The sequence below is a fragment of the Streptomyces prunicolor NBRC 13075 genome, assembly GCF_000367365.1.
In the GTDB taxonomy this organism is placed as follows: Bacteria; Actinomycetota; Actinomycetes; order Streptomycetales; family Streptomycetaceae; genus Streptomyces; species Streptomyces prunicolor.
This window is the reverse complement of record NZ_BARF01000114.1, coordinates 1-19340: the sequence shown is the minus strand read 5'-3', so window position 1 is coordinate 19340 and position 19340 is coordinate 1. Positions and strand designations below refer to the sequence as shown.

Here is a 19340-nt window from a genome sequence, read left to right as displayed (position 1 = left end):
GCGTGTTCGGGCCTCTTGCGGCAGGTGCGTGACCGGCGACGCGGGCCGCCCTGGACGCCGTAGCGCAGCGATAGTTGGCAAGGCGTCAGGTCTGGGTGCCTCCGCGTACGGCGGGCGCGCTGCTCACCGCCGGCACCGGGTCGGCCGGAAAACGTGCGGCGACGCGGCCGGCGGTGGCGAGGGCGCGGGCTGTGGTGGTCGCGAGGCCTATCGCCGCGATGACGAGGCCGCCAGTGGTTAGGATCCACCAGCCCGCGTGGCTGGCGGTGGCGAATCCCGCCCCGCCGGGGGCTCGGGTGCGGGCGGTGACGATCGAGCCGAGGACCGCGACGCCGAGGTTGTTGCCGACCTGGCGGCCGGTGGTGGTGATCGCGGCGGAGACCCCGGCCTGGGCGCGCGGCATACCGGCTACGGCGGTGCTGGTGATCGGGGCGTTGACCAGCCCGAATCCGATGCCGAGGAGTACGTAGGCGACGAGCAGGATCGCCCACGGCGTGGTCGGGGTGAGCGTGGTCAGCGTCAGTGCCGCGGTGGCGATCAGCAGACCCGCGGCGACCAGCGGCGGGCGCGGGCCGAGCGCGGCGGTGAGGCGTCCGGACAGCGGCGAGGCGAGCGCGGTGCCGACGGCCATCGGCATGGTCAGCAGGCCCGCTTGGAGTGCGCTGCAGCCGCGTACGTCCTGCAGGTAGAGGGTGTTGAGGAACAGGAAGCCGGACAGTACGAGGAACGCCGTGACGGCGGCGACGAAGGACCCGGCGAACGGCACCGAACGGAAGAACACCGGGTCCACCAGCGGCTGTTGGCGACGCCGCTCGTAGCCGGGCAGCGCTACGGCCGCGCCCGCGGCCAGGGTGAACAGGGCGACGATGGACGTGCTTCCGTAGCCCCGATGGGAGCCCTCGATGATCGCGAAGATCAGCGAGGTCAGGAGCGTGACGACGAGCGCCTGACCGACCGGGTCCGGGCGGCGGGGCGCCGCGGCCCTGGACTCGGGGACGAACATCGCGGCGAGCACCAGGGCGGCCACTCCGATCGGGATGTTGATCCAGAAGATCGAGCGCCAGCCGGCCGAGGCGACCAGCAGACCGCCCACCACCGGGCCGGCGGCCAGCGACAGGCCGACCGTGGTGCCCCACAGCCCGATCGCGCGGGCGCGCTCGCGAGGATCGGGGAAGGCGTGCGTGATGATCGACAGGGCGACCGGGTTGAGCATGCTGGCACCCAGTCCCTGCATGACCCGGAAGGCGATCAGCCAGCCCAGTGTCGGGGCCAGCGAACAAGCCAGTGAGCCAGCGGTGAAGAGGACCAGCCCGGCCTGGAACACCCGCCGCCGTCCGATCCGGTCGGCACTGGATCCGGCGAGCATCATGAAGGCGGCGACCGCGAGGGTGTGCCCGTCGACGGTCCACTGCAGCCCGCTCACCGGGGCGTGCAGATCGTGGCCTACGGCGGGGAGCGCGACGTTCACGGCGGTGGTGTCCAGGGCGGTGATCAACAGGCTCAGGCAGCACACCGAGGACGAGTCCAGGCCGACGACGGGTGTCGTCCGGCGGGGGCGTGGGCGTCGTCATGGTCGTTCTCCTTGATGGGCGGGGTGGTGCTTTCCGGTTCCTGACGTGACGTGCGGGGTGTCCGCCGGGACGCGCGCGAATGGCTCGGCGTGGCGTGGGGAAAGGGGGGCGGCGGGCGCGCGCTCGCACTTCGGCGGGGAGTTGCCGTGGCGGTGGGCCGGGATGCCTGAGGTGGAGCCGGAGTTGGAGTGGGGTTCCGGGTGCCTTCGCCGGTTCCTGGCGGGTGGACAGCGCTCACATCCAGGAGCGGATGGAGATCGGCGGTGGCCAACTTCGGCTGGTCGATGGGGACTTCGTCGAGGAGGTCCTCGGTGTCGGGCACGGGTCAGAGTTCGACCCTGATGCCGGGTTCGACGATGCGGACGCTGGTTTCGGGGGCCAGGTCGTGGGAGACGTTGCGGTAGCGCAGCGGGTCCTTGTCGCTGTGGGTGATCAGCCGGTCGCTCAGGAAGCCCTTGGTGAAGGCGTAGTGGTGCGGGACGGCCAACTCGGGCTTGAGGAGCGCGGTCAGTTCGGCTGCCTCGTCGGCGTTCATGACGACCTGTTTGTTGCCGGCCGGCCGGATGTGCAGGCCGTTGGTGGGTAGCAGGGCGAGCGAGATGTGCCCCAACCGCCTGGGAATCTCGGCCAGTTCGGGGATGAGCATGGTGTCCCCGGCGAAGTACACCGCGTCGGCGCCGGCACGCAGGACGAAGGTGACCTCGTAGACGCCGTGCTCGGCGGAGGCGGCGGTGATGGTCACGCCGCCGATCTCTGCCTCCTGCCAGGGCGCGAGCGCCGTGACGTTCGTGCGGGTGACCGGGGTCTAGGGCATGGGGAGGGGCTCCGTGGGTCGCGAGAGGGAGGGGGGCGCCGCTCAGCGGGCGAAGGCGGAGAAGCCCGTATCGGCGCTGTCCCAGATCGCTTGGATGACCTGGTCGGGGGTTTCCAGCTGCGGGGAGTGGCCGGTCTCGGGGAGGAGTTGGAACTGGGCCAGGGGGATCGCGGCGGCATAGGCGCGGCCGTAGTCGACGTCGACGATCCCGTCGCTCTCACCCCACAGCACGAGGGTGGGGAGCTCCAGGGACCCGAGACGCCCGGCGAGGGTGGGGTCGGTCATGGCGGAGCCCGCGTAGACGGCGATCGCGGTCCGGTTGCCCGCGGCGATCGCCTGCGCCGCGGGGGGCAGGGTCGTGGGGTCGATCCGGAACGGCTCGGGATCGTGGAAGCTGAGCCGGAAGACCTCGTCCATGGTCAGGGAGAAGAAGTCGGCCACCGGATGGCCGGGCACCTCGATCCCGACGGCGTCGATCAGGACGATGCCGCTGACGCGCGGCGACTTGAGGAGCGCGATCTCGGCGGTGATCCAGCCGCCGGTCGAGTTGCCGATGACGGTGACGTCGGTCAGCGCCAGTTGGTCCAGCAACGCGCCGTAGAGCATGGCCAGTCCGGACACGGAGGCCAATGCCTCGGGGCGTACGGTGCCGCCGAAGCCCGGGTGGGTCGGGACCAGCACGCACACGTCGTGAGCGGCGGCGAACTTCTCGGCGAACCCCGTCACCGACTGCGGGCCGGCCCCGCCGTGCAGGAGGAGGAACGGTTGTCCGGAGCCGTATTCGGTCACGGACACCTCGACCGGGCCGATTCCTTCGAGACTGACGGTGTGTTGGGTGGTGGTTCCCACGGTCTATCTCATTGAACGATTCTGGTGAGTGGGTCGGAAGAAGGGTGAGGGGCGAGGGTGAGGGGCGCGGGTACGGATGTTCAGGCGAAGTCGGTGGCCGGCTCGGTGGCGTACCGGCTCATCGCCTCGATCGTCGCCTCGGGGGTCAGCGGGCGGCCGGCGGCGATCATGTCGCGCAGTTCCCGGAAGTAGTCGACGTACAGGTCCGGGGCGAACGTGTTGAGCAGGACCGTCGTGCCGTCGGTCGGGTTGGCGAAGGTGTGCGGGGCGCCGGGCGGGATCATGACCAGCGTTCCGGCGGGCGCGTCGTACACGGTCTCGCCAGACGGTGAACCGGGCCGCGCCGGACACGACGTAGAAGCCCTCGTCGTGCCGGGCGTGCCGGTGCTGCGGCGGACCGTCGGTGTGCGGGGCGAGCGTGATCTCGCCGATGCCGAGGCGGTGATCGGTCGTGGCGCCGTCCTCCAGGATCCGCATCCGGGTCGGGCCGAGCTGGATCGCCTCACCGGCGTCCGGGCCGACCACTGAGACGTCTTTCATTTGAGCCTACGCGTAAGAGAGTGGGCTGTGTTCGTTGGGGTTGACTCTCATGAATGTAGGTGCGCCTGCTGGTGGCCCACTCGAACATGATCTACGAAATGGCCGCCGACCTCGGACCGGCCGGAGTGCAGGCCGCGCACAGCACACTCATCGAGCTGGCCAAGGCGGTGGCCAGGCACCGGGTCGACGACACGGAACCCCAACTGGCGTCGGCCCTCGCCCAGGCGGCGAAGGACCTCGCGGACAACCACCTGACCGACCCCGAACTCTCCGGCGCGATGCTGGCCCGTGAACTCAACGTCTCCGTGCGCAGCCTGCAACGGGCATTCGCCGCGGCGGGAGAATCGGTGACCGCCTACATCCGCCAACGGCGCCTGGAAGAAGCCCGACTAGCCCTCACCGCACCCTCCGGCCGACTGAGCGTCTCGGAACTCGCCGCCCACTGGCAGTTCGCGGACAGCAGCCACATCATCCGCGCCTTCAAGAAGCACTACGGCCGGACGCCGACCGAATACGCCCGCTCGACCACTGCGGCGCGGAACTGACCCGCACAGCGCGCCTGCCGTGGCCAGCGACATGTAGTCAGCCGATGCTCGTCCAGCGAGAGGAGTCCGCGGCGCTGCGCTCGACGGCCCGCATGACGTACTGGACCTGCAGGCCATCGGCGAACGACGGGCGCGGGTCGCTCCCGTCCTCCGCCACCGCGGTCAGGAAGTCGTGGACCTGGTGGACGAACGCGTGCTCGTAACCCAGACCGTGACCGGGCGGCCACCAGGCGCCCAGGTAGGGATGCCCGGGCTCGGTGACCAGGATCCGGCGGAATCCCGCCTCCGTCTCCGGGGCGTCGGCGTCGTACAGCAGAAGCTCGTTCATCGACTCGAAGTCGAAGGCGACCGACCCGCGTGAGCCGTTCACCTCGATCCGCAGCGCGTTCTTGCGCCCCGTGGCGAAGCGCGCTGCCTCGACCACGACGAGGGCGCCCCCTTCCAGCCGACCGGTGAACGCGGTCGCGTCGTCGACGGTCACCTGCCCGCGCTGTTCCCCGGCGCTCGCCGAGAGGCCACTGGATTCCGTCGGCAAGGGGCGCTCGGTGACGAACGTGGCCTGCGTCGCCGACACCCCGGTGAGGCGCTCGCCGGTCAGGTGTTGGAGCAGGTCGATGACGTGCGAGCCGAGGTCCCCGAGCGCGCCGGAGCCGGCCCGTTCCTTGCGCAGCCGCCACACCAGCGGGAACTCGGGGTCGACGATCCAGTCCTGGAGGTACTGGGCTCTGACGTGCCGCACCTCGCCGATGCGGCCCTCGGCGATCAGGCGGGCGGCGTGTGCCAAGGCGGGCACGCGCCGGTTGTTGAAGCCGACCATCGACCGGACGCCGGCCTCGCCCGCGACCTGCGCTGCGGCGGCCATCCGCTCGGCCTCCTCGACCGTGTTGGCGAGGGGCTTCTCGCACAGCACGTGCTTGCCGGCGGCCAGGGCTGCGATCGCGATGTCGGCGTGGGAGTCACCGGGTGTGCAGATGTCTACGACGTCCACGTCGTCGCGACGGATCACCTCCCGCCAGTCGGCCGCCCAGTCGCCCCACCCCAGCCGTTCGGCAGCCCGTGCCGCGCCCTTCGGGTCACGGCCGCAGACGACGGTCATGTCGACGTCGAAGGGCAGGTCGAACACCCGGGGCGCGGTGCGCCAGGCCTGGGAGTGCACGGCTCCCATGAACGAGTGGCCGATCATCGCCACCCCGAGTCGGGGGCGGCCGGAAACGGGGTCGGGCGAAGGGCGGGGCACGGGATCTCCGTATCGGTAGGGCGTCAGGCGGACGCGGCTGCGGCTGCGGGCGGTGTCTGGTGCGAGGTGAGGGCGCCGCGAACCGACGGCCAACTGGCAAGGGCCGCACGGACGTTGGGACGGTCCTCCTCGCGCAGCGCCGTCGCGTACGCCTGGTCGAGGACGTCGTCGACGAGTACGCGTTGTCCGGTCCGGGCCGATTCCACCGCGGCCTCGACCATCGCCAGGCTCATGGCGTTCTCGTGCACCTCGCCCATGGGCGTGCTGCCGGTCCGCAGCGACTCGACGAAGACCCGCAGCGCTCCGGCGATGTCGGAGTACGGGGAGCGGGGCCGCTCGGCGGGTTGCACGTCGGTCACGAGCACGGGCTCGTTGTCGCCGTCCCACTGCGCCGAGCCCTTTTCGCCGCTCGCCCGCCACACTCCGTTCCACGAGGTCTCGGCACCCGGACTGCACCAACTGCCGTTGTACGCATAGCGCGTACCGCCCTCCATCTCGAAGACGGCACTCGCGGCGGCGTCGCCGTCGTACCAGCTCCACGGCGGGTTGTACGCCTGGCAGTAGGCGGAGACCGGGTCCGCACCGAGCAGGAAGCGCGCCGAGTCGAAGGCGTGGATCGCCATGTCGATCAGCAGCGGGTACGCCATCTCCTCGCGGAAACCGCCCATGTGCGGCGCCTTGAAGAACTCGGTCGTCAGCGTGCCGATCGCGCCGAGTTCCCCCAACATCCCGCGCAGGGCGAAGAGTTGGGGGTTCCAGCGCCGTGACTGGCTCACCATGAACAGCTCGCCGCTCACCTCGGCCGCGGCGGCGAGCGACAGGGCGTGGGCCAGGGTGTCGGCGATCGGCTTCTCGCCGAGGACGGGCAGCCCGGCGAACAACGCGGCGGTGGTGACGGGGTGATGGGCCACCGGGACCGTCACGTTGATGATCGCCTGGGCGCCGGTGTCGGCCGAGAGCGCGACCGCGTCGGAGCCGACCGGGAGGTCCGGCAGGCCCAGACCGGCCGCGGACCGCCGGGCCGCGTCCAGGTCGAGGTCGACGATGCCGGCAAGTGCGGTCTCGGGCGCGGCGGTTACGGTGGTCAGCCACTGCTGTCCCATGGAGCCGGCCCCGACCACCAGCACGCGCAGGGGGTTGTCGGGCCCGCAGGGGATGGTCCGGTGGGTCATCGAAGCGGCCCCGAGTAGTCCACGCCGTTGAAGAAGTCGTCGGTGTCGTAGCGCAGCAGCACGGGGTGGCTGCGCTCGGGCCGGTCCGTGCGCGCCCACTGCACGCCGTTGGCGATCACCCGGCGGATGTCCTTGTTGTGGTAGACGGGATAGTCCTGGTCGCCGGGGCTGAAGTAGAAGATCCGGCCGTGGCCGCGACGGAACGTGCAGCCGCTGCGGATCACCTCACCGCCGGTGAACGAGCTGACGAACACCAGCTCGTCCGGGACGGGGATGTCGAAGAACTCTCCGTACATCTCGTCCTCCTCGACGACGAGCGGATGCGGAACTCCCTTGGCGATGGGGTGCGTTGGGTTCACCGTCCACACCAGCTCGCGGTCGTGCCCGTTGCGCCAGCGCAGGGTGCAGCTGGTGCCCATGAGCTTGACGAAGATCTTCGACCAGTGGCCGGAGTGCAGGACCACGAGGCCCATGCCCGACAGCACGTGCCGGTGCACGCGTTCCACGACCTCGTCGGACACCTCGGCGTGGGCGGCGTGTCCCCACCAGGTGAGGACGTCGGTCGAGGCCAACACCTCCTCGGTCAGGCCGTGTTCGGGGTCGTCCAGCGTCGCGGTGCGTACGGTGCAGGCGTCGCCGAGGTTCTCCGTGATGCCCTCGGCGATCGTGGTGTGCATGCCCTGCGGGTAGATCTCGGCCACGTGCTCCTCGATCTTCTCGTGGCGGTTCTCCCCCCACACGGTCACGCGGATCGGGGCCGGGGGCGGTGCGGAAGACGTGGTCACAGGGGTGTTCTGCCTTTCTCCGAAGTCGCCCTGGGGGCGGGTCATTTGACGGCTCCGCCGGTCACGCCGGTGGCGATGTAGCGCTGTGCCACCAGGAGCAGCACGAGAGCCGGGACCGAGGCGAGGGTCGCGGTGGCCATCACCGCGTTCCAGTCGCTGACGTGGGAGCCGAGGTACTGGTAGAGGCCGAGGGTGACGGGGCGGACGTCCTCGGTCGTCGTCAGGGTCAGCGCGAAGAGGAAGTCGCTCCAGGTGAACAGGAACGTGAACAGCCCAGCCGTGATGAGGGCGTTCCTGCTCATCGGCAGGACGATCGACACGAACGCCCGCACCCTGCCCGCCCCGTCCACCCGGGCCGCCTCGATCACCGAGGCGGGGATGTTGCCCATGAAGGCGCGCAGGATCAGGATCGCGAAGGGGATGCCCGCGGTCGAGTCCGCCAGGATCAGTCCGGGGATCGAGTTGAGCAGCCCGAGGCCGTTGTACGCGCTGTAGAGCGCGTTGGCCACGACGATCCCGGGGACCATCTGGCTGATCAGGATCCCGAACAGCACGGGGCCGACCCAGCGCGCGTTGACATGGGCGAGCGCGTACGCGGCCGGGCTCGCGATGATCAGGCTGAACACCACGCTCCCCACCGCAACGACCAGACTGGTCAGGAGATTTGACCCCTGCTGGCTCAGCGCGGTGGCGTAGCCGTGGAAGTTCAGATGCGTCGGGAACCAGGGCGTGCTCACGGCGGTGTTGGCCGGCTGGAGGGAGACGTTGACCATCCAGTAGACCGGGAACAGCATCACGGCCAGGATCAGCGCGCCGATGGCGGTGTATCCCCATGGCTGCCGACGGGAGCGCCGCCGGTGGACGGGTGTGTGCGTGGCTGGTCGGACGGATGTGTGCGTGACGGTTGCCATGACGGCCTCACTGCTCGACGGCGCGGCGGTTCGCGCGCAGGTAGAGGACGGCGAAGACCAGCGAGATGACGATGAGGATGTTGCCGAGCGCGGCACCCTGCCCGAAGTCGAACTGCTGGAAGGAGAGTTGGTAGGACTGGCTGGCGATGGTCTGTGTCGAGTTGGCCGGTCCGCCGTTGGTGAGTCCGAGGATGACGTCGAGGACCTTGACCGTGTAGACGACGCCGAGGACGAGCACCACGCTGACCACGGGCCGCAGCAGCGGCCAGGTCACGTGCCGGAACGCCCGCCAGCCCGTGGCGCCGTCCAGTGCCGCCGCCTCGTACAACTCTTCGGGGATGTCCTGGAGTCCGCCGTAAAGGATCGCGACGTTGAACGGGATCCCGATCCAGATGTTGACCACGATCACCGCGAACAGCGCGAGCGAGGTGCTGGTAAGCCAGCCGGGACGGTCCTGTACGAGGTACAGGGCGCCGAGGAACCGGTTGAGGACGCCGTTGTCCTGGTCGAGGATCCAGCGCCACACCGCGCTGGAGACGATCAGCGGGACCAGCCACGGCAACAGCAACAGGGAGCGCATCACGCCGTTCAGCGGGAACCGGCGGCGGAAGAACAGGGCGATCGCCAGCCCGGTGAGGAACTGCCCCGCGATCGAACCCACTGTGAACAGCGCCGTGTTGAGGAGTGCCTTGTCGAAGACGGAGGACGAGATGACGGCCCGGTAGTTGGCGAGGCCGACCCAGGGCGCCTGGCCGGTGTAGAAGGTGGTCGTCGTGTAGTGCTGGAACCCCATGACGACGTTCTTCACGACCGGGTAGCCGAAGAAGGCCACCATGTAGGCCAGGGCGGGCAGCAGGAACAGCAGGTGCGACTGGCCCCGTCGGCCGCGTTTCCCCAGCCGCCCGAGCTTCCGGCCCGCGGGGGCGCTGTCCGTGATCGGCACCGTACGCCCCTTGGCCCGCACCGCGCGGCGCAGTACGTCAGCCATCCTGGGCCTGCTTCAGTGCCTTCGCCGGAGTCGCCCCCTGGGTGAGTGCGGTCTGTATCGCGGTGTAGATCTTGGTGGCTGCCTTCGGCCAGTCCTTGCCCAACTCGCCTGTGCGGGCGCGGGCGTTGCGCACCTGGTCGGTGAATGCCTTCATGCGGGGCTGCTCGGCGGCGAACCTGTCCATCAGCGCGGTCTTCGTCGGCACGGTCTGGCGCTGCTGGGCCAACGACAGCTGGTTCTTGTCGGAGTTGAGGCACGCGACGACCTTGGCGGCCTTGGCCTGGCGCTGCGCGTTGCCGGTCTGCGGGACGGTCCAGGTCTCACCGCCCAGGGGGACGACGGGAGTTCCGTCGGCCTTGGGTACGGGGATCTGTACGACGCCGTAGTGCAGGCTCGCCTTCTTGTCGAGGATCGGGAACTGCCAGGGGCCGTTGATCATCATGGCCGCGTTGCCCGCCGCGAACTGGTCGTTGGCGTCGGCCTGGGCCCAGCTGACCACCGACTTCGAGGCCGATCCGTCCTTGACCAGGTCCACCCAGAGCTGAAGTGCCCGTGCGGTCCGGGGAGTTGCTATATCCTCCTCGTCGCCGCCGTTGGACCACATGAAGGGCAGGAACTGCCAGGTCCCCTCGTAGGTGGCCGGTGCGGCGAAGGCGATGCCGTACCGCTTGCCCGAAGTGAGCTTCTTGGCGGCCGACTTGAGCTCGGCCCAGGTGGTGGGCGGCTTGACCCCCGCCTTGTCGAGCATGTCCTTGTTGTAGAACAGGCCGAGCGTGTTGGTCACCGGTTGCAGGCCGTAGAGCTTGCCCTGGTAGGTCGAGGCGTCCACCACGCCCTTGGCGTATCCGTCCGCCTTCAGGCCGAAGTCGCTGAGCGGGGCGAGGGCACCGCTGGCGGCGATCTGTTGCAGGTCGGGGTTGTCGAGCATCAGGACGTCGGGCAGGGTGCGCGACGAGGCCTGTTGCAGCACCTTGGGTATCAGGGACGGGCCGGCCACGGCCTCCCGCTTGATCGTCACGCCGTTCTGCTGCCCGCACGCGTCCAGGACCTTCGCGTAGATCCCCTTGTCGGGCTGATCGGCGTAGTAGTCCATCACCCGCAGGGTGTCGGCGCCGCCGGACAATCCGGTACTCGAACCACAGGCGCTCAGGGAGAGCGGCGCCAGCAGCGCGAGGGCCACCGTCGGTGTCGTTCTGCTGAGGATCGCTCGTCGTTGAGCCATGTTCGTTCTCTCCTCGGTCGGCGCCGTCTCGGGTGGACCGCGCGGGGTGTCGATGCGTATCGACAGCAATGACGCGTCATCCCCCTTGACACGAAACAGCGGGGATCAGCGGGCGGGCAGGCTGGTCTGACGCAGGGTCAGACGCGGGGTGACCAGTTCGACGGTCGAAGTGGTGAGCACGCTCTCGCGGTTGAGCAGCCGGAACAGGATCCTCATCGCGCGGCGCGAGACGTCCCTGGGTTCCAGCGAGAGGTTGGTGACGGGGGGAGTGGAGGTCTCGGCGGTGCGATCGGTGCACAGTCCGATGACGGACAGGTCGCGGCCCGGAACCAGACCGCGGTCCAGCAGGCTCTGCAAGGTCGGCTGGATCAACTGGGGATCGGGGACGACGAGCCCCAACCGGCCGCCGTCAGGCCCTAGTTCGGCAAGCGCCTCGTCCAGGGCGGCCTCGGCCCCGGCGCGGCTGGTGTCCGGCGGGCTCACCTCGGCGTAGGCGATACCGTGCGCCGCGGCCGCGTCCTCGGCTCCGCGCAGGAAGCGGCGGACGAAGTTGACGTCGCGGGCCAGCACGTCACGGGGGTAGCCGAGCAGGACGACACGGTCGTGCGCGGAGTCGGCCAGTTCGTCCACCGCCATGCGTCCGGCCAGGGTGTAGTCCAGGTCGACGCAGTACAGGCCCTCGGGGTCGTCCGGCACGCCGATCAGGATGACGGGCACGCTCAGCCCGGCGGCCACCGGAATGCGCGGGTCCTTGGACCCGACCTCCATCAGCACGATCGCGTCGCACAGGGACTGGTCGCTGAGCCGGGTGAGGCCCTCTGCGCCCTCGTCCTCGGTGGCCAGGATGACGTTGTGGTCCTCTTCCCGGGCACACTTGGTGATCGTCTCGATGAAGGGCAGCACCCCCGTCATGTCGGCCCCCGGCGCGAACGGCACGACCAGACCGATGACTTGACTCCGCTGACTCGCCAACGCCCGCGCACCCGCGTTGGGTTGGAACCCCAACGTCTCGATCGCCTCCTCGACCCGACGCCGGGTCTCGGGGGATATCGAGCGGCGCCCGCTCATCACATAGGAGACGGTGCTCTGGGAGACGCCCGCCAACCGGGCCACGTCCCGGCTTGTCACCATGCGAGCACCTCCCTCGGTTCCCTCGGTGTCGATACGCGGTGTCGATACGTATCGACTGACTTGGACGAGACTGTAGGGAGGGGTCTCGAAGGGGGGCAAGGGTCGTGCAGGAAAAAAGTTTCGCCGGCCCGGGACTCCGGCCTCACGGGCAACCGAGGCCGCGATGGCCGGCTTCCGGGTCAGGTGCGTCCTGGCCACCGAGCTCGTCGACGAACTCGCCGAGGCCGCCGACTGCGGGTGAGGTGACGGGCGAGGCCCGCCAGGGCAGGGCTGCGTCGGTCCGCGCGGGAATCGCGGAGCCGGCGTCAGCGCGGTGCGTCGGGCAGGGCGACGAGCAACTGCTTGTCCGTCACCACGGCCAGCGACAGGGTGCGATAACCGACCGACTCGAACAGGATGGTGAGCTTGCCGTCGCCCTCGCTCATGACCTCGCCCCGGCCCCACTGGTCGTGGCTGACGCGGACGCCCGGCAGGTAGGCGTGGTCGTCCGTCGCGGGGCGTGCAACGGTCTCCGCCGCCCGGACGGCACCCGCTGTGGCGTCCGAGCGGGCACCGGCCCGGGGCCACCGGCGTTGCCGTGCGGTCGCCTTGTCGGGCCGTCCCGCGTTCACGGACCGCACGCGCCGCAGCCCGCTCGTATACGGCTTGGTCACCGGACCCGTGCAGTTGTCGCACGCCCCGCACGGTACGGGTCCGGAGTCGCCGAAGTATCCAAGGAGGAACCGCCGCCGGCAGTCGGTCGTCTCGGCGTACCCGCGCATCATGTCGACCCGGGACTGTTCGAGCTTGAGGTGTGTGGCGTGGACGGCGAGGGCGCTCCGCACAACGGCGTCGAGATCGTCATCCGCGGAGGCGCCGTCGGCGCCGATGAAGCGGCTGCCGTCCCGTCCGGTGCGGACGGTTCCGGTCTCCTCCAGCAGGTTCAGCACGGCGGACAGTGCCGTCGCGCCGAGTTCGCACTCGGCCCGGAGCCGGGTCGCGCTCACGGCGGCCGCCTCGCCGCGCAGGAGTTCGGCGACGCGGCGCAGTGCGTCGGCGTCGGGAGCGCCGGTGGCGAAGAAGCGTTGCAGGCCCAGATCCTGCGGGCGGTAGGCGAGGATCGCCCTGGCCGGCGCCCCGTCGCGGCCGGCCCGGCCGATCTCCTGGTAGTAGGCGTCGAGCGAGCCGGGGACGGACGCGTGCAGCACGAACCGTACGTTCGCCTTGTCGATGCCCATCCCGAACGCCGAGGTGGCCACGACCACGTCCAGTTCACCGGAGCCGAACCGGTCCTGGGCCTGGCGGCGTTCGGCGGCGGAGAGGCCCGCGTGGTAGCTCGCGGCGGCCAGTCCGAGGTCGCTCAACTGCTCGGCGTAGCTGTCCGCCGCCTTACGCGTCCCCGCGTACAGGATTCCCGGCTTCTCCTCGACGGCCGTCCGCTCCAGGACGAACCGCTCCTTGGCGGCCGCGTCCTGAAAGGGCGACACGTCCAGGTGGATGTTGGGGCGGTCGAAGCCGGCGACTATCTCCACCGGGTCCTTCATGCCGAGACGTTCGGCGATGTCCCGCCGTACCGGGGCCGCCGCGTTCGCGGTCAGGGCGAGCACCGGCGGGTTGCCGAGCCGTTCGCGCGCATGGCGCAGCCGTAGATAGTCCGGCCGGAAGTCGTGCCCCCAGGACGACACGCAGTGCGCCTCGTCCACCACCAGCAGCCGGAGACGGACGGCGGCGAGCCGGTCCGTGACGTCCGGCTTGGCGAGCTGCTCGGGAGCGAGGAAGACCACGTCGACCGAGGAGGCGCTGATACGGGCCCATGCCGTCTCGTTGTCGCTCCGGCGCTGCGCCGAGTTGATGGCGGCGGTGCGCAGCGCGCCGGATCCGAGCAGACTCTGCATCTGGTCCCGCTGAAGCGCGATCAGCGGCGAGACGACCATGACCGGACCGCCGAGCAGGACCGCGGGCACCTGGTACACGGCGGACTTTCCCGCGCCGGTGGGCATGACGGCGAGTACGTCATGCCCCTTCATCACGGCCTTCATCGCACTCAGTTGGGCCGGACGCAACTGCTGCCAGCCGAAGACCCGACGGGCGGTGCCGCGCAGACGGCGGGACGTGAGTGCGAGCATGGTTCTCCTTGAATGGGGGCGTCCAACCGCCGTGTGTCTGGCGGCTACCCCGGTTCGCCGGGATATCGCCTCGCGATGGGGCCGTGTCTCCCAACTCCGTTGGGCACAAGGGGTGTCGCCGATGCTCGTGGATCTCCAGGTGCCGCTGGAAGGATCTCAGGGTTCGATGACGAGGTGTTCGATGAGGTCGTCGCGCAGGGTGAACCGGTAGTGGAGATCGATGGTGCCGCCGGGGAAGTCGCCTTCGAGGTGGTGGGTGGCGATGTAGTGCGCCGTGTCGGTCTTCTGAGTGTGCGTCAGTTCAATCGTGTAGGTGTACTCGGTGGCGGCACGGTCCAGCCACCGCTCGATCGCGGCGCTCCCTCGGTAGGTGTTGCCGTCGTCGATCACGGTGGCGTCGTCGGTGAACGTGGAGACCGCGGCTGCGGTGTCGTGGGCGCGGTGTGCTGCGAGGTAGCGGCTGATGACCTCCGGCAGGTCGTTCGGGGCGATGGTCCGGGGCTGGGTGTCGTGCATGACGCTCCTGTCGGTGACGGTGGGTTCGGGCGGTCGAGCGACGGTGGGTTCAGACGGTGGGCGTGGTGCCGCCGTCGATGACGTGTTCGGCGCCGACGATGGCCGAGGCGCGGTCGGAGACGAGGAAGGCGACGAGTTCGGCCACCTCCTCGGGCCGGTTGGGGCGACCGAGCGGGATGCCTCCCAGGGAGTCCATGAGCCGGCCCAGTGCCGCTTCCTGGCTGATCCCGGCTTCGTGGGCGATCCGGGCGACGAGGTCGTCGGCGGCCGAGGTCTGGATGAAGCCGGGCGAGACGGTGTTGACGCGGACGCCGTGCGGGGCGAGCTGGTTGGCCAGGCCCTTGCTGTAGGTGGACAGGGCTGCCTTGGCGGCGGCGTAGGCCAGGGTGCCGTTCCACAGCGGCAGGCGGCGCTGGATGGAGGTGACGTGCACGATCGCACCCCTGCCCGTGGCGATCATGTGCGGCACGAGCGAGCGGTCCAGGCGGACGGCGGCCAGCAGGTTCGTGTTCAGCTCCGTCGCCCACTCGTCCTCGCCGAGGGAGGCGAACCCTCCGGCCGGCGCCTTGGAGCCGCCGAGGGTGTGGACCAGGATGTCCACGCCTCCCACGCGGGCGTCCACCTCGGAGGCGACATCGGCGGCGCCCTGGGCGGTGGACAGGTCGGCGGGGATGAACGTCTTCGCCTCGACGTCGTCGGGGCGGTTGCGGGCGGTGACCAGCACGGTCGCCCCGGCTTCGGAGAGCCGTCGGGCGATCGCGGCTCCCGTGCCCTTGGTACCGCCGGTGACCAGGGCTCGTCGGCCTTCGAGGGATTCGCTGATGGATGTGGTCACGTCGAGTCCGTTCCCGGGCGCGGGCATGCCAGGCGCCACTCCCGTACTAACTGCTAAAATGGAAGCTACTAACTTCGACTTTAGCAGTAACTGAGAGGGTGGCCACCGTGGCAAGTCGGATCAGGCTGGAGGACCGCGAGTGCCCGCTGTCCACGACGGTGGAACACGTCGGCGAGTGGTGGACGCTGCTGATCCTCCACGACGCCTTCGACGGCTACACCCGCTTCGACCAGTTCCAGGAGAACCTGGGCATCTCCTCCAGCATGCTCACCACACGACTGAAGACCCTGGTCGCGGACGGCCTGCTGGAACGCCGGCCCTACCAGACCAATCCGGTGCGCCACGCATACGTACTCACCGAACTCGGGCACTCCCTGCGCCCGGTGATCGTCGCCCTGGCCGCCTGGGGCAACTCCCGCCTCACGGCGGCGGAGCGCAGCATGATCCTCGTCGACGCGGAGAGCGGCGAGGAGGTCGAGCCCGTCGTCGTCGACGCGAAGTCCGGCCGCCGACTCGACGACAGTGCCGCCTACGTCTTCACCGCGGGCCCCGCGGCCAGCGGCGCGATGCGCAACCGCTATGCGGGGCGTCCGGCTGTTCCCGGAGGAGAGGGCTGACTCCCCGGCGGATGCCGATGTCGAGATCGTGGTGACGGCTCCGTCCCCGGGGCGGATGGCGACGACTTCCCTGGAGGACGGTCATGCGAGCGAGTGAGATCACCGAGATTCTGAGCCGGCCGATCAGCCGGGAGCTGCTGGCGCGTGACGTGCTCCGGCTGGCTTACGTGGCCAAGGACGGCACGCCCCGGAACGTCCCGATCGCGTTCACCTGGAACGGCTCGGAGATCGTCATGTGTACGACGAAGAACGCCCCGAAGCTCCCGGCCCTGCGGGAGAACCCGACGGTCGCGCTGACGATCGACACCGAGGTGCATCCGCCCAGGATCCTGCTGATCCGGGGCCGGGCGGAGCTGGATGTCGTGGACGGCATCCCGGAGGAGTACCTGCGGATGAACGGCTCCTACGAGATGACGCCCGAGCAGCGGGTCGAGTGGGAGGCCGAGATCCGCTCGCTCTACGACGGCATGGTCCGCATCGTGGTGACGCCGACATGGGTGAAGCTGATCGACTTCGAGACGACCCTGCCGAGCGCGGTGGAGGAGTTGGTCAAGCGGCGCGCCGAGCGCGAGCACGCCTGATCGGCGCAGGCCGCGCCGAGCACGTGGATCAGCGGGCGATCGAGATCGCGAAGGGCGCGAATCCACTGGACCGGATGACATGCGGTACGAACAGGATCGCGCCCTCGGCGGCCCGGGCCGTCTCGATCCCGCCGAGGTCCGTGATCCACTCCTGCCGCCACCCGAGGTCCACGAGCAGTCCGCGCACGACCTGCTTGGCCTCCGGGTCCGCGCCGGAGAGGAAAGCGGTGGGCGGCTGAGCGAGCGAGGAGGGCTCGGTCATCACCGAGTGGAGCATCGTGTTGAGCGTCTTGACGACGAGCGTCTCGGGCAGCGCCTCCTGAAGCTGCTCCGCGAGACTCGAACCGGGGTAGAGGAGGTCGGCGGGCAGTCCGTCCGGTCCGTCGACGGTGGCGTTGGAGACATCCACAAGGATCTTGCCCCGCAGCTCCGCGCGCAGTGCGGTGAGTCTCTCCAGCGAGCCTGCGCCGGGGGTGGCGTTGATGACGACGCGCGCTGTCCGTACGGCGTCCGCGGCGGCGCCCGGCGCGCGGGTCGCCACGGTCACCTCGTGCCCGGCCCGGGTGAGGGCGGTGGCCAGGCTGCCTCCGACGCGGCCGCCGCCAAGAACGGTGATGTCACTCATGTCGATCCGGTCCTTCTGCTTCTCGAAAGTGATCAGTGCTCAGTGGTAAGTGGGCTCAGTGGTAAGTGGGCTCAGTGGTACGTGGGTTCAGCGGGAGAGCGTGGCGACCGCATCGGCGTGCACGTCGGGTGCGGCGGCCAGGAAACTCGCGCTCTCCGGAGTCCAGGGGCGGCCTTCGACGTCGGAGATCCGTCCGCCGGCCTCGGTGACGAGCAGGGCCCCGGGAAGCAGGTCCGCACGGGCTCCGGCGAACTGCCAGAAGGCCTCGATCCGGCCGGCGGCCACGTTCAGCAGGTGCAGGGTGGCGGGCACGGACGTCCGTACCACGAGAGCGTCGACGAGCATCTCGGTGATCGACGCGCCGACGCGCCGTACGACCTTCTCGTCCTCGTCCGGCCTGGCCTGGCTCGTGGCCACGATGCTCAGACCGAGCTCCGGGGTCCGGGACACGTGCAGCGGCCGGCCGTCGAGGTGAGCGCCGGTGCCCACGAGCGCGGTGTACGTCTCGCCGGTCATCGGCAGGTGGACCACGGTGAGCACCGGCTGGTTGTCGCGTACGAGGGTCGCGGTCACCGCCCACTCCGGCAGGCCGTGCAGATGGTTGACGTTGCCTTCGGCCGGGTCCACCACCCACCATTCGCCGGCAGGGAGGGCGCCACCCGCCAACTCCTCCTCCACCCAGCGGGCCTCCGGGCGCAGGGCGGTGAGGCGGGGGCGCAGGAGGTCGAGCACCGCGTCGTCGTTGGCGGCGAGCGCGCGCATCAGCTCGTCGAAGGTCCGGTAGGGGACCACGTCCCCGAAGCGGTCGCGCAGAGCAGTACCCGCCGCGCGTACGGCGATCTCGGTCTGCGCGAGCAGGTCGGCGTCGGAGGTGACGGCGGGGTCGGTGGTTGTGGCATCGCCGGTGTTCCGCATCGATTCGGGCATGGCGGTACTCCTGTCCGAGCAGGGGGATTGAGGTTGACCGAGCGAGGACCAGGTTCGTCCGCGCCCGCAGTTCGAAGGTAGGAGAGGGCATCGTTAACATCAAGTGCATGTGAAGCACGGCTAGGATGACTCCCATGCAATTGGATCTGAATCTGCTCGCCGCGCTCGACGCCCTGCTGGAGGAGGGCAGCGTGGCCGGTGCCGCCGACCGCCTGCATGTCACCGCCCCCGCGATGAGCCGCAGCCTCGGCCGCATCCGGCGTACGACGGGGGATCAGATCCTGGTGCGCACAGGGCGCACGATGACCCCGACGCCGTACGCGATCGCCGTGCGGGAACAGGTGCACGACCTGCTCCAGCAGGTCCGGGGTGTGCTGGCGCCGAGCCGTGAACTCGACCTCGCGACACTCGAACGCACCTTCACGCTCCGCTGGCACGACGCGCTTGTCGCCCTCGGCGGGCCCGCGCTGCTGGCTGCCGTGCGCGGGCAGGCACCCGGTGTGCGGCTGCGCTTCATCGCAGAATCGAGCATCGACACACCGGAGTTGCGTCGCGGTGAGGTCGACCTCGCAGCGAACGCCGACAGCCCGACCGCACCCGAGATCCACGCCGACCGGGTGGCCGAGAGCGAGCAGGTCGTGGTCGTACGGCGGGGGCACCCGCTCACCCGCGTCAAGACCGTTACGGCCGCGCGGTACGCCGCGGCGGAGCACATCAGCGTCTCGCGGCGTGGCAGGCTCGGAAACATCCTCGACGACGCTCTCGCGCGCCTCGATCTCACGCGACGTGTGGTGGTCACCGCACCCACGGAAAGCGCCGCGTTCGAGTTCGCGCGGGGCTCCGATCTCGTCGTCACCGCCCCCGAATCCACGGCGCGTTCGGCTGCCGCGGATCTCGGCATGGTCCTGCTCCCGCTCCCACTCGACCTTCCACCGGCTCCGGTGTACCTGTCGTGGCATCAGCGCTACGACACCGACCCCGCGCACATCTGGCTACGAGATCTGGCGCGGACCGCGCTGACCGGCGCGGTGAGCGGAGAGGGGCGGACGGCACGGTGACATCCCTGCGTCTTCACCGGCCGGAAACTGCCCTCGATCACAGCCGGACGACAGTCGGGTAGCCGGATCCGCCGGGGAAGTGCTGCCCGAGCGTCTGTCGAGCGCCGGCCGAGGGTGCGTCGCGCACGAAGATCTCGTCGAGAGGGACGCCCTTGCCGGACAGGGAGGGGTGCGAAGGCCGCGAAGACGGTCAGGACCAGGGCGGTCACCACTCACGTCCGACGCGGTCGCGCGTCCACGGCCGCGCCGCAGCCCGAGCGTCACGGCTTCTTCGCCGTGCCCTTCTCGGCTGACGGCTTCCTTCCAGCACC

General features: G+C 69.9%; 18 protein-coding genes and 4 pseudogenes. 5 read left to right on the top strand and 17 right to left on the bottom strand.

Annotated elements, in window-relative coordinates:
• Positions 1-85: 85 nt before the first annotated feature.
• From SPR02S_RS46560 to SPR02S_RS57960, 4 genes and pseudogenes are all read right to left on the bottom strand, one after another.
• The gene (locus tag SPR02S_RS46560; protein WP_245607749.1) at positions 86-1495 is read right to left on the bottom strand and encodes an MFS transporter; all 1410 of its coding nucleotides are present in this window, start codon (positions 1493-1495) and stop codon (positions 86-88) included.
• Positions 1496-1896: 401 nt separating this feature from the next.
• A pseudogene (locus tag SPR02S_RS57965) lies at positions 1897-2352 on the bottom strand (MBL fold metallo-hydrolase); the annotation flags it as partial.
• Between the two features lie 75 nt (positions 2353-2427).
• Positions 2428-3234, bottom strand: coding sequence for an alpha/beta fold hydrolase (locus SPR02S_RS46550; RefSeq protein WP_019063920.1), 807 nt, complete (start codon positions 3232-3234; stop codon positions 2428-2430).
• 80 nt (positions 3235-3314) lie between these two features.
• Positions 3315-3774, bottom strand: a pseudogene (locus tag SPR02S_RS57960) (cupin domain-containing protein).
• 71 nt (positions 3775-3845) lie between these two features.
• Here SPR02S_RS57960 and SPR02S_RS46540 point away from each other — a divergent pair.
• The gene (locus tag SPR02S_RS46540) at positions 3846-4319 is read left to right on the top strand and encodes a helix-turn-helix domain-containing protein (protein ID WP_245607748.1); all 474 of its coding nucleotides are present in this window, start codon (positions 3846-3848) and stop codon (positions 4317-4319) included.
• 37 nt (positions 4320-4356) lie between these two features.
• Here the strand turns inward: SPR02S_RS46540 and SPR02S_RS46535 are convergent, their stop codons facing one another.
• The 7 genes from SPR02S_RS46535 to SPR02S_RS46505 all read right to left on the bottom strand — a co-directional run bounded on the left by SPR02S_RS46535 (position 4357) and on the right by SPR02S_RS46505 (position 11765).
• A complete protein-coding gene (locus SPR02S_RS46535) occupies positions 4357-5502 on the bottom strand; it encodes a Gfo/Idh/MocA family protein (protein WP_043258975.1) in 1146 nt (381 codons plus the stop codon).
• 77 nt (positions 5503-5579) lie between these two features.
• Positions 5580-6728: a Gfo/Idh/MocA family protein gene (locus SPR02S_RS46530; RefSeq protein ID WP_019063915.1), complete on the bottom strand. Its 1149-nt coding sequence runs from the start codon at positions 6726-6728 to the stop codon at positions 5580-5582.
• Positions 6725-7558: a ThuA domain-containing protein gene (locus SPR02S_RS46525; RefSeq protein ID WP_019063914.1), complete on the bottom strand. Its 834-nt coding sequence runs from the start codon at positions 7556-7558 to the stop codon at positions 6725-6727. The genes SPR02S_RS46530 and SPR02S_RS46525 overlap by 4 nt, the downstream gene beginning before the upstream one ends.
• On the bottom strand, positions 7555-8424 hold the full coding sequence (locus SPR02S_RS46520; protein WP_019063913.1) for a carbohydrate ABC transporter permease: 870 nt from the start codon (positions 8422-8424) through the stop codon (positions 7555-7557). The genes SPR02S_RS46525 and SPR02S_RS46520 overlap by 4 nt, the downstream gene beginning before the upstream one ends.
• 7 nt (positions 8425-8431) lie before the next feature.
• Positions 8432-9412 carry a carbohydrate ABC transporter permease gene (locus SPR02S_RS46515; protein WP_019063912.1) on the bottom strand — a complete coding sequence of 327 codons (981 nt, stop codon included), beginning with the start codon at positions 9410-9412 and terminating at the stop codon, positions 8432-8434.
• Positions 9405-10634 carry a sugar ABC transporter substrate-binding protein gene (locus SPR02S_RS46510; protein ID WP_043258970.1) on the bottom strand — a complete coding sequence of 410 codons (1230 nt, stop codon included), beginning with the start codon at positions 10632-10634 and terminating at the stop codon, positions 9405-9407. Before SPR02S_RS46510 ends, SPR02S_RS46515 begins: the two co-directional genes overlap by 8 nt.
• Positions 10635-10739: 105 nt before the next feature.
• Entirely contained in the window at positions 10740-11765 is a 1026-nt protein-coding gene (locus SPR02S_RS46505) for a LacI family DNA-binding transcriptional regulator (RefSeq protein ID WP_019063910.1), read from the bottom strand.
• Between the two features lie 151 nt (positions 11766-11916).
• Here SPR02S_RS46505 and SPR02S_RS65385 point away from each other — a divergent pair.
• Positions 11917-11997: pseudogene (locus tag SPR02S_RS65385) on the top strand (IS21-like element helper ATPase IstB); the annotation flags it as partial.
• Between the two features lie 73 nt (positions 11998-12070).
• Here SPR02S_RS65385 and SPR02S_RS46500 read toward each other — a convergent pair.
• The 3 genes from SPR02S_RS46500 to SPR02S_RS46490 form a co-directional block, all read right to left on the bottom strand.
• Positions 12071-13870, bottom strand: coding sequence for a RecQ family ATP-dependent DNA helicase (locus SPR02S_RS46500; protein WP_019063909.1), 1800 nt, complete (start codon positions 13868-13870; stop codon positions 12071-12073).
• A gap of 156 nt (positions 13871-14026) precedes the next feature.
• Complete coding sequence (locus SPR02S_RS46495) at positions 14027-14386, bottom strand: nuclear transport factor 2 family protein (RefSeq protein WP_019063908.1); 360 nt, start codon at positions 14384-14386, stop codon at positions 14027-14029.
• A 49-nt stretch (positions 14387-14435) separates the two neighbouring features.
• Positions 14436-15248 carry an SDR family oxidoreductase gene (locus tag SPR02S_RS46490; RefSeq protein WP_019063907.1) on the bottom strand — a complete coding sequence of 271 codons (813 nt, stop codon included), beginning with the start codon at positions 15246-15248 and terminating at the stop codon, positions 14436-14438.
• A gap of 80 nt (positions 15249-15328) precedes the next feature.
• On the opposite strand from SPR02S_RS46490, the gene SPR02S_RS46485 reads away from it, so the two are divergent.
• Both SPR02S_RS46485 and SPR02S_RS46480 read left to right on the top strand, forming a co-directional pair.
• On the top strand, positions 15329-15838 hold the full coding sequence (locus SPR02S_RS46485) for a winged helix-turn-helix transcriptional regulator (protein WP_174447602.1): 510 nt from the start codon (positions 15329-15331) through the stop codon (positions 15836-15838).
• Between the two features lie 83 nt (positions 15839-15921).
• Positions 15922-16419 (top strand): pyridoxamine 5'-phosphate oxidase family protein, encoded by a 498-nt coding sequence (locus SPR02S_RS46480; protein ID WP_019063905.1) that lies wholly within the window; start codon positions 15922-15924, stop codon positions 16417-16419.
• A 28-nt stretch (positions 16420-16447) separates the two neighbouring features.
• On the opposite strand, the gene SPR02S_RS46475 is transcribed toward SPR02S_RS46480, so the two are convergent.
• The gene (locus SPR02S_RS46475; RefSeq protein WP_019063904.1) at positions 16448-17044 is read right to left on the bottom strand and encodes an NADPH-dependent F420 reductase; all 597 of its coding nucleotides are present in this window, start codon (positions 17042-17044) and stop codon (positions 16448-16450) included.
• Between the two features lie 87 nt (positions 17045-17131).
• Positions 17132-17971, bottom strand: coding sequence for an inositol monophosphatase family protein (locus SPR02S_RS46470; protein WP_019063903.1), 840 nt, complete (start codon positions 17969-17971; stop codon positions 17132-17134).
• Positions 17972-18105: 134 nt separating this feature from the next.
• Here SPR02S_RS46470 and SPR02S_RS46465 point away from each other — a divergent pair, with 134 nt between their 5' ends.
• Entirely contained in the window at positions 18106-19029 is a 924-nt protein-coding gene (locus SPR02S_RS46465; RefSeq protein ID WP_019063902.1) for a LysR family transcriptional regulator, read from the top strand.
• Between the two features lie 46 nt (positions 19030-19075).
• Here the strand turns inward: SPR02S_RS46465 and SPR02S_RS66355 are convergent.
• Positions 19076-19268: pseudogene (locus SPR02S_RS66355) on the bottom strand (hypothetical protein); the annotation flags it as partial.
• Positions 19269-19340 lie beyond the last annotated feature (72 nt).

Coding starts and splice junctions, on each gene's coding strand:
- SPR02S_RS46505 (WP_019063910.1), bottom strand. CDS start 11,765: ATGGTGACAAGCCGGGACGTGGCCCGGTTGGCGGGCGTCTCCCAGAGC.
- SPR02S_RS46515 (WP_019063912.1), bottom strand. CDS start 9,412: ATGGCTGACGTACTGCGCCGCGCGGTGCGGGCCAAGGGGCGTACGGTG.
- SPR02S_RS46470 (WP_019063903.1), bottom strand. CDS start 17,971: ATGCCCGAATCGATGCGGAACACCGGCGATGCCACAACCACCGACCCC.
- SPR02S_RS46500 (WP_019063909.1), bottom strand. CDS start 13,870: ATGCTCGCACTCACGTCCCGCCGTCTGCGCGGCACCGCCCGTCGGGTC.
- SPR02S_RS46510 (WP_043258970.1), bottom strand. CDS start 10,634: ATGGCTCAACGACGAGCGATCCTCAGCAGAACGACACCGACGGTGGCC.
- SPR02S_RS46495 (WP_019063908.1), bottom strand. CDS start 14,386: ATGCACGACACCCAGCCCCGGACCATCGCCCCGAACGACCTGCCGGAG.
- SPR02S_RS46520 (WP_019063913.1), bottom strand. CDS start 8,424: ATGGCAACCGTCACGCACACATCCGTCCGACCAGCCACGCACACACCC.
- SPR02S_RS46525 (WP_019063914.1), bottom strand. CDS start 7,558: ATGACCCGCCCCCAGGGCGACTTCGGAGAAAGGCAGAACACCCCTGTG.
- SPR02S_RS46535 (WP_043258975.1), bottom strand. CDS start 5,502: ATGATCGGCCACTCGTTCATGGGAGCCGTGCACTCCCAGGCCTGGCGC.
- SPR02S_RS46465 (WP_019063902.1), top strand. CDS start 18,106: ATGCAATTGGATCTGAATCTGCTCGCCGCGCTCGACGCCCTGCTGGAG.
- SPR02S_RS46475 (WP_019063904.1), bottom strand. CDS start 17,044: ATGAGTGACATCACCGTTCTTGGCGGCGGCCGCGTCGGAGGCAGCCTG.
- SPR02S_RS46490 (WP_019063907.1), bottom strand. CDS start 15,248: ATGCCCGCGCCCGGGAACGGACTCGACGTGACCACATCCATCAGCGAA.
- SPR02S_RS46480 (WP_019063905.1), top strand. CDS start 15,922: ATGCGAGCGAGTGAGATCACCGAGATTCTGAGCCGGCCGATCAGCCGG.
- SPR02S_RS46530 (WP_019063915.1), bottom strand. CDS start 6,728: ATGACCCACCGGACCATCCCCTGCGGGCCCGACAACCCCCTGCGCGTG.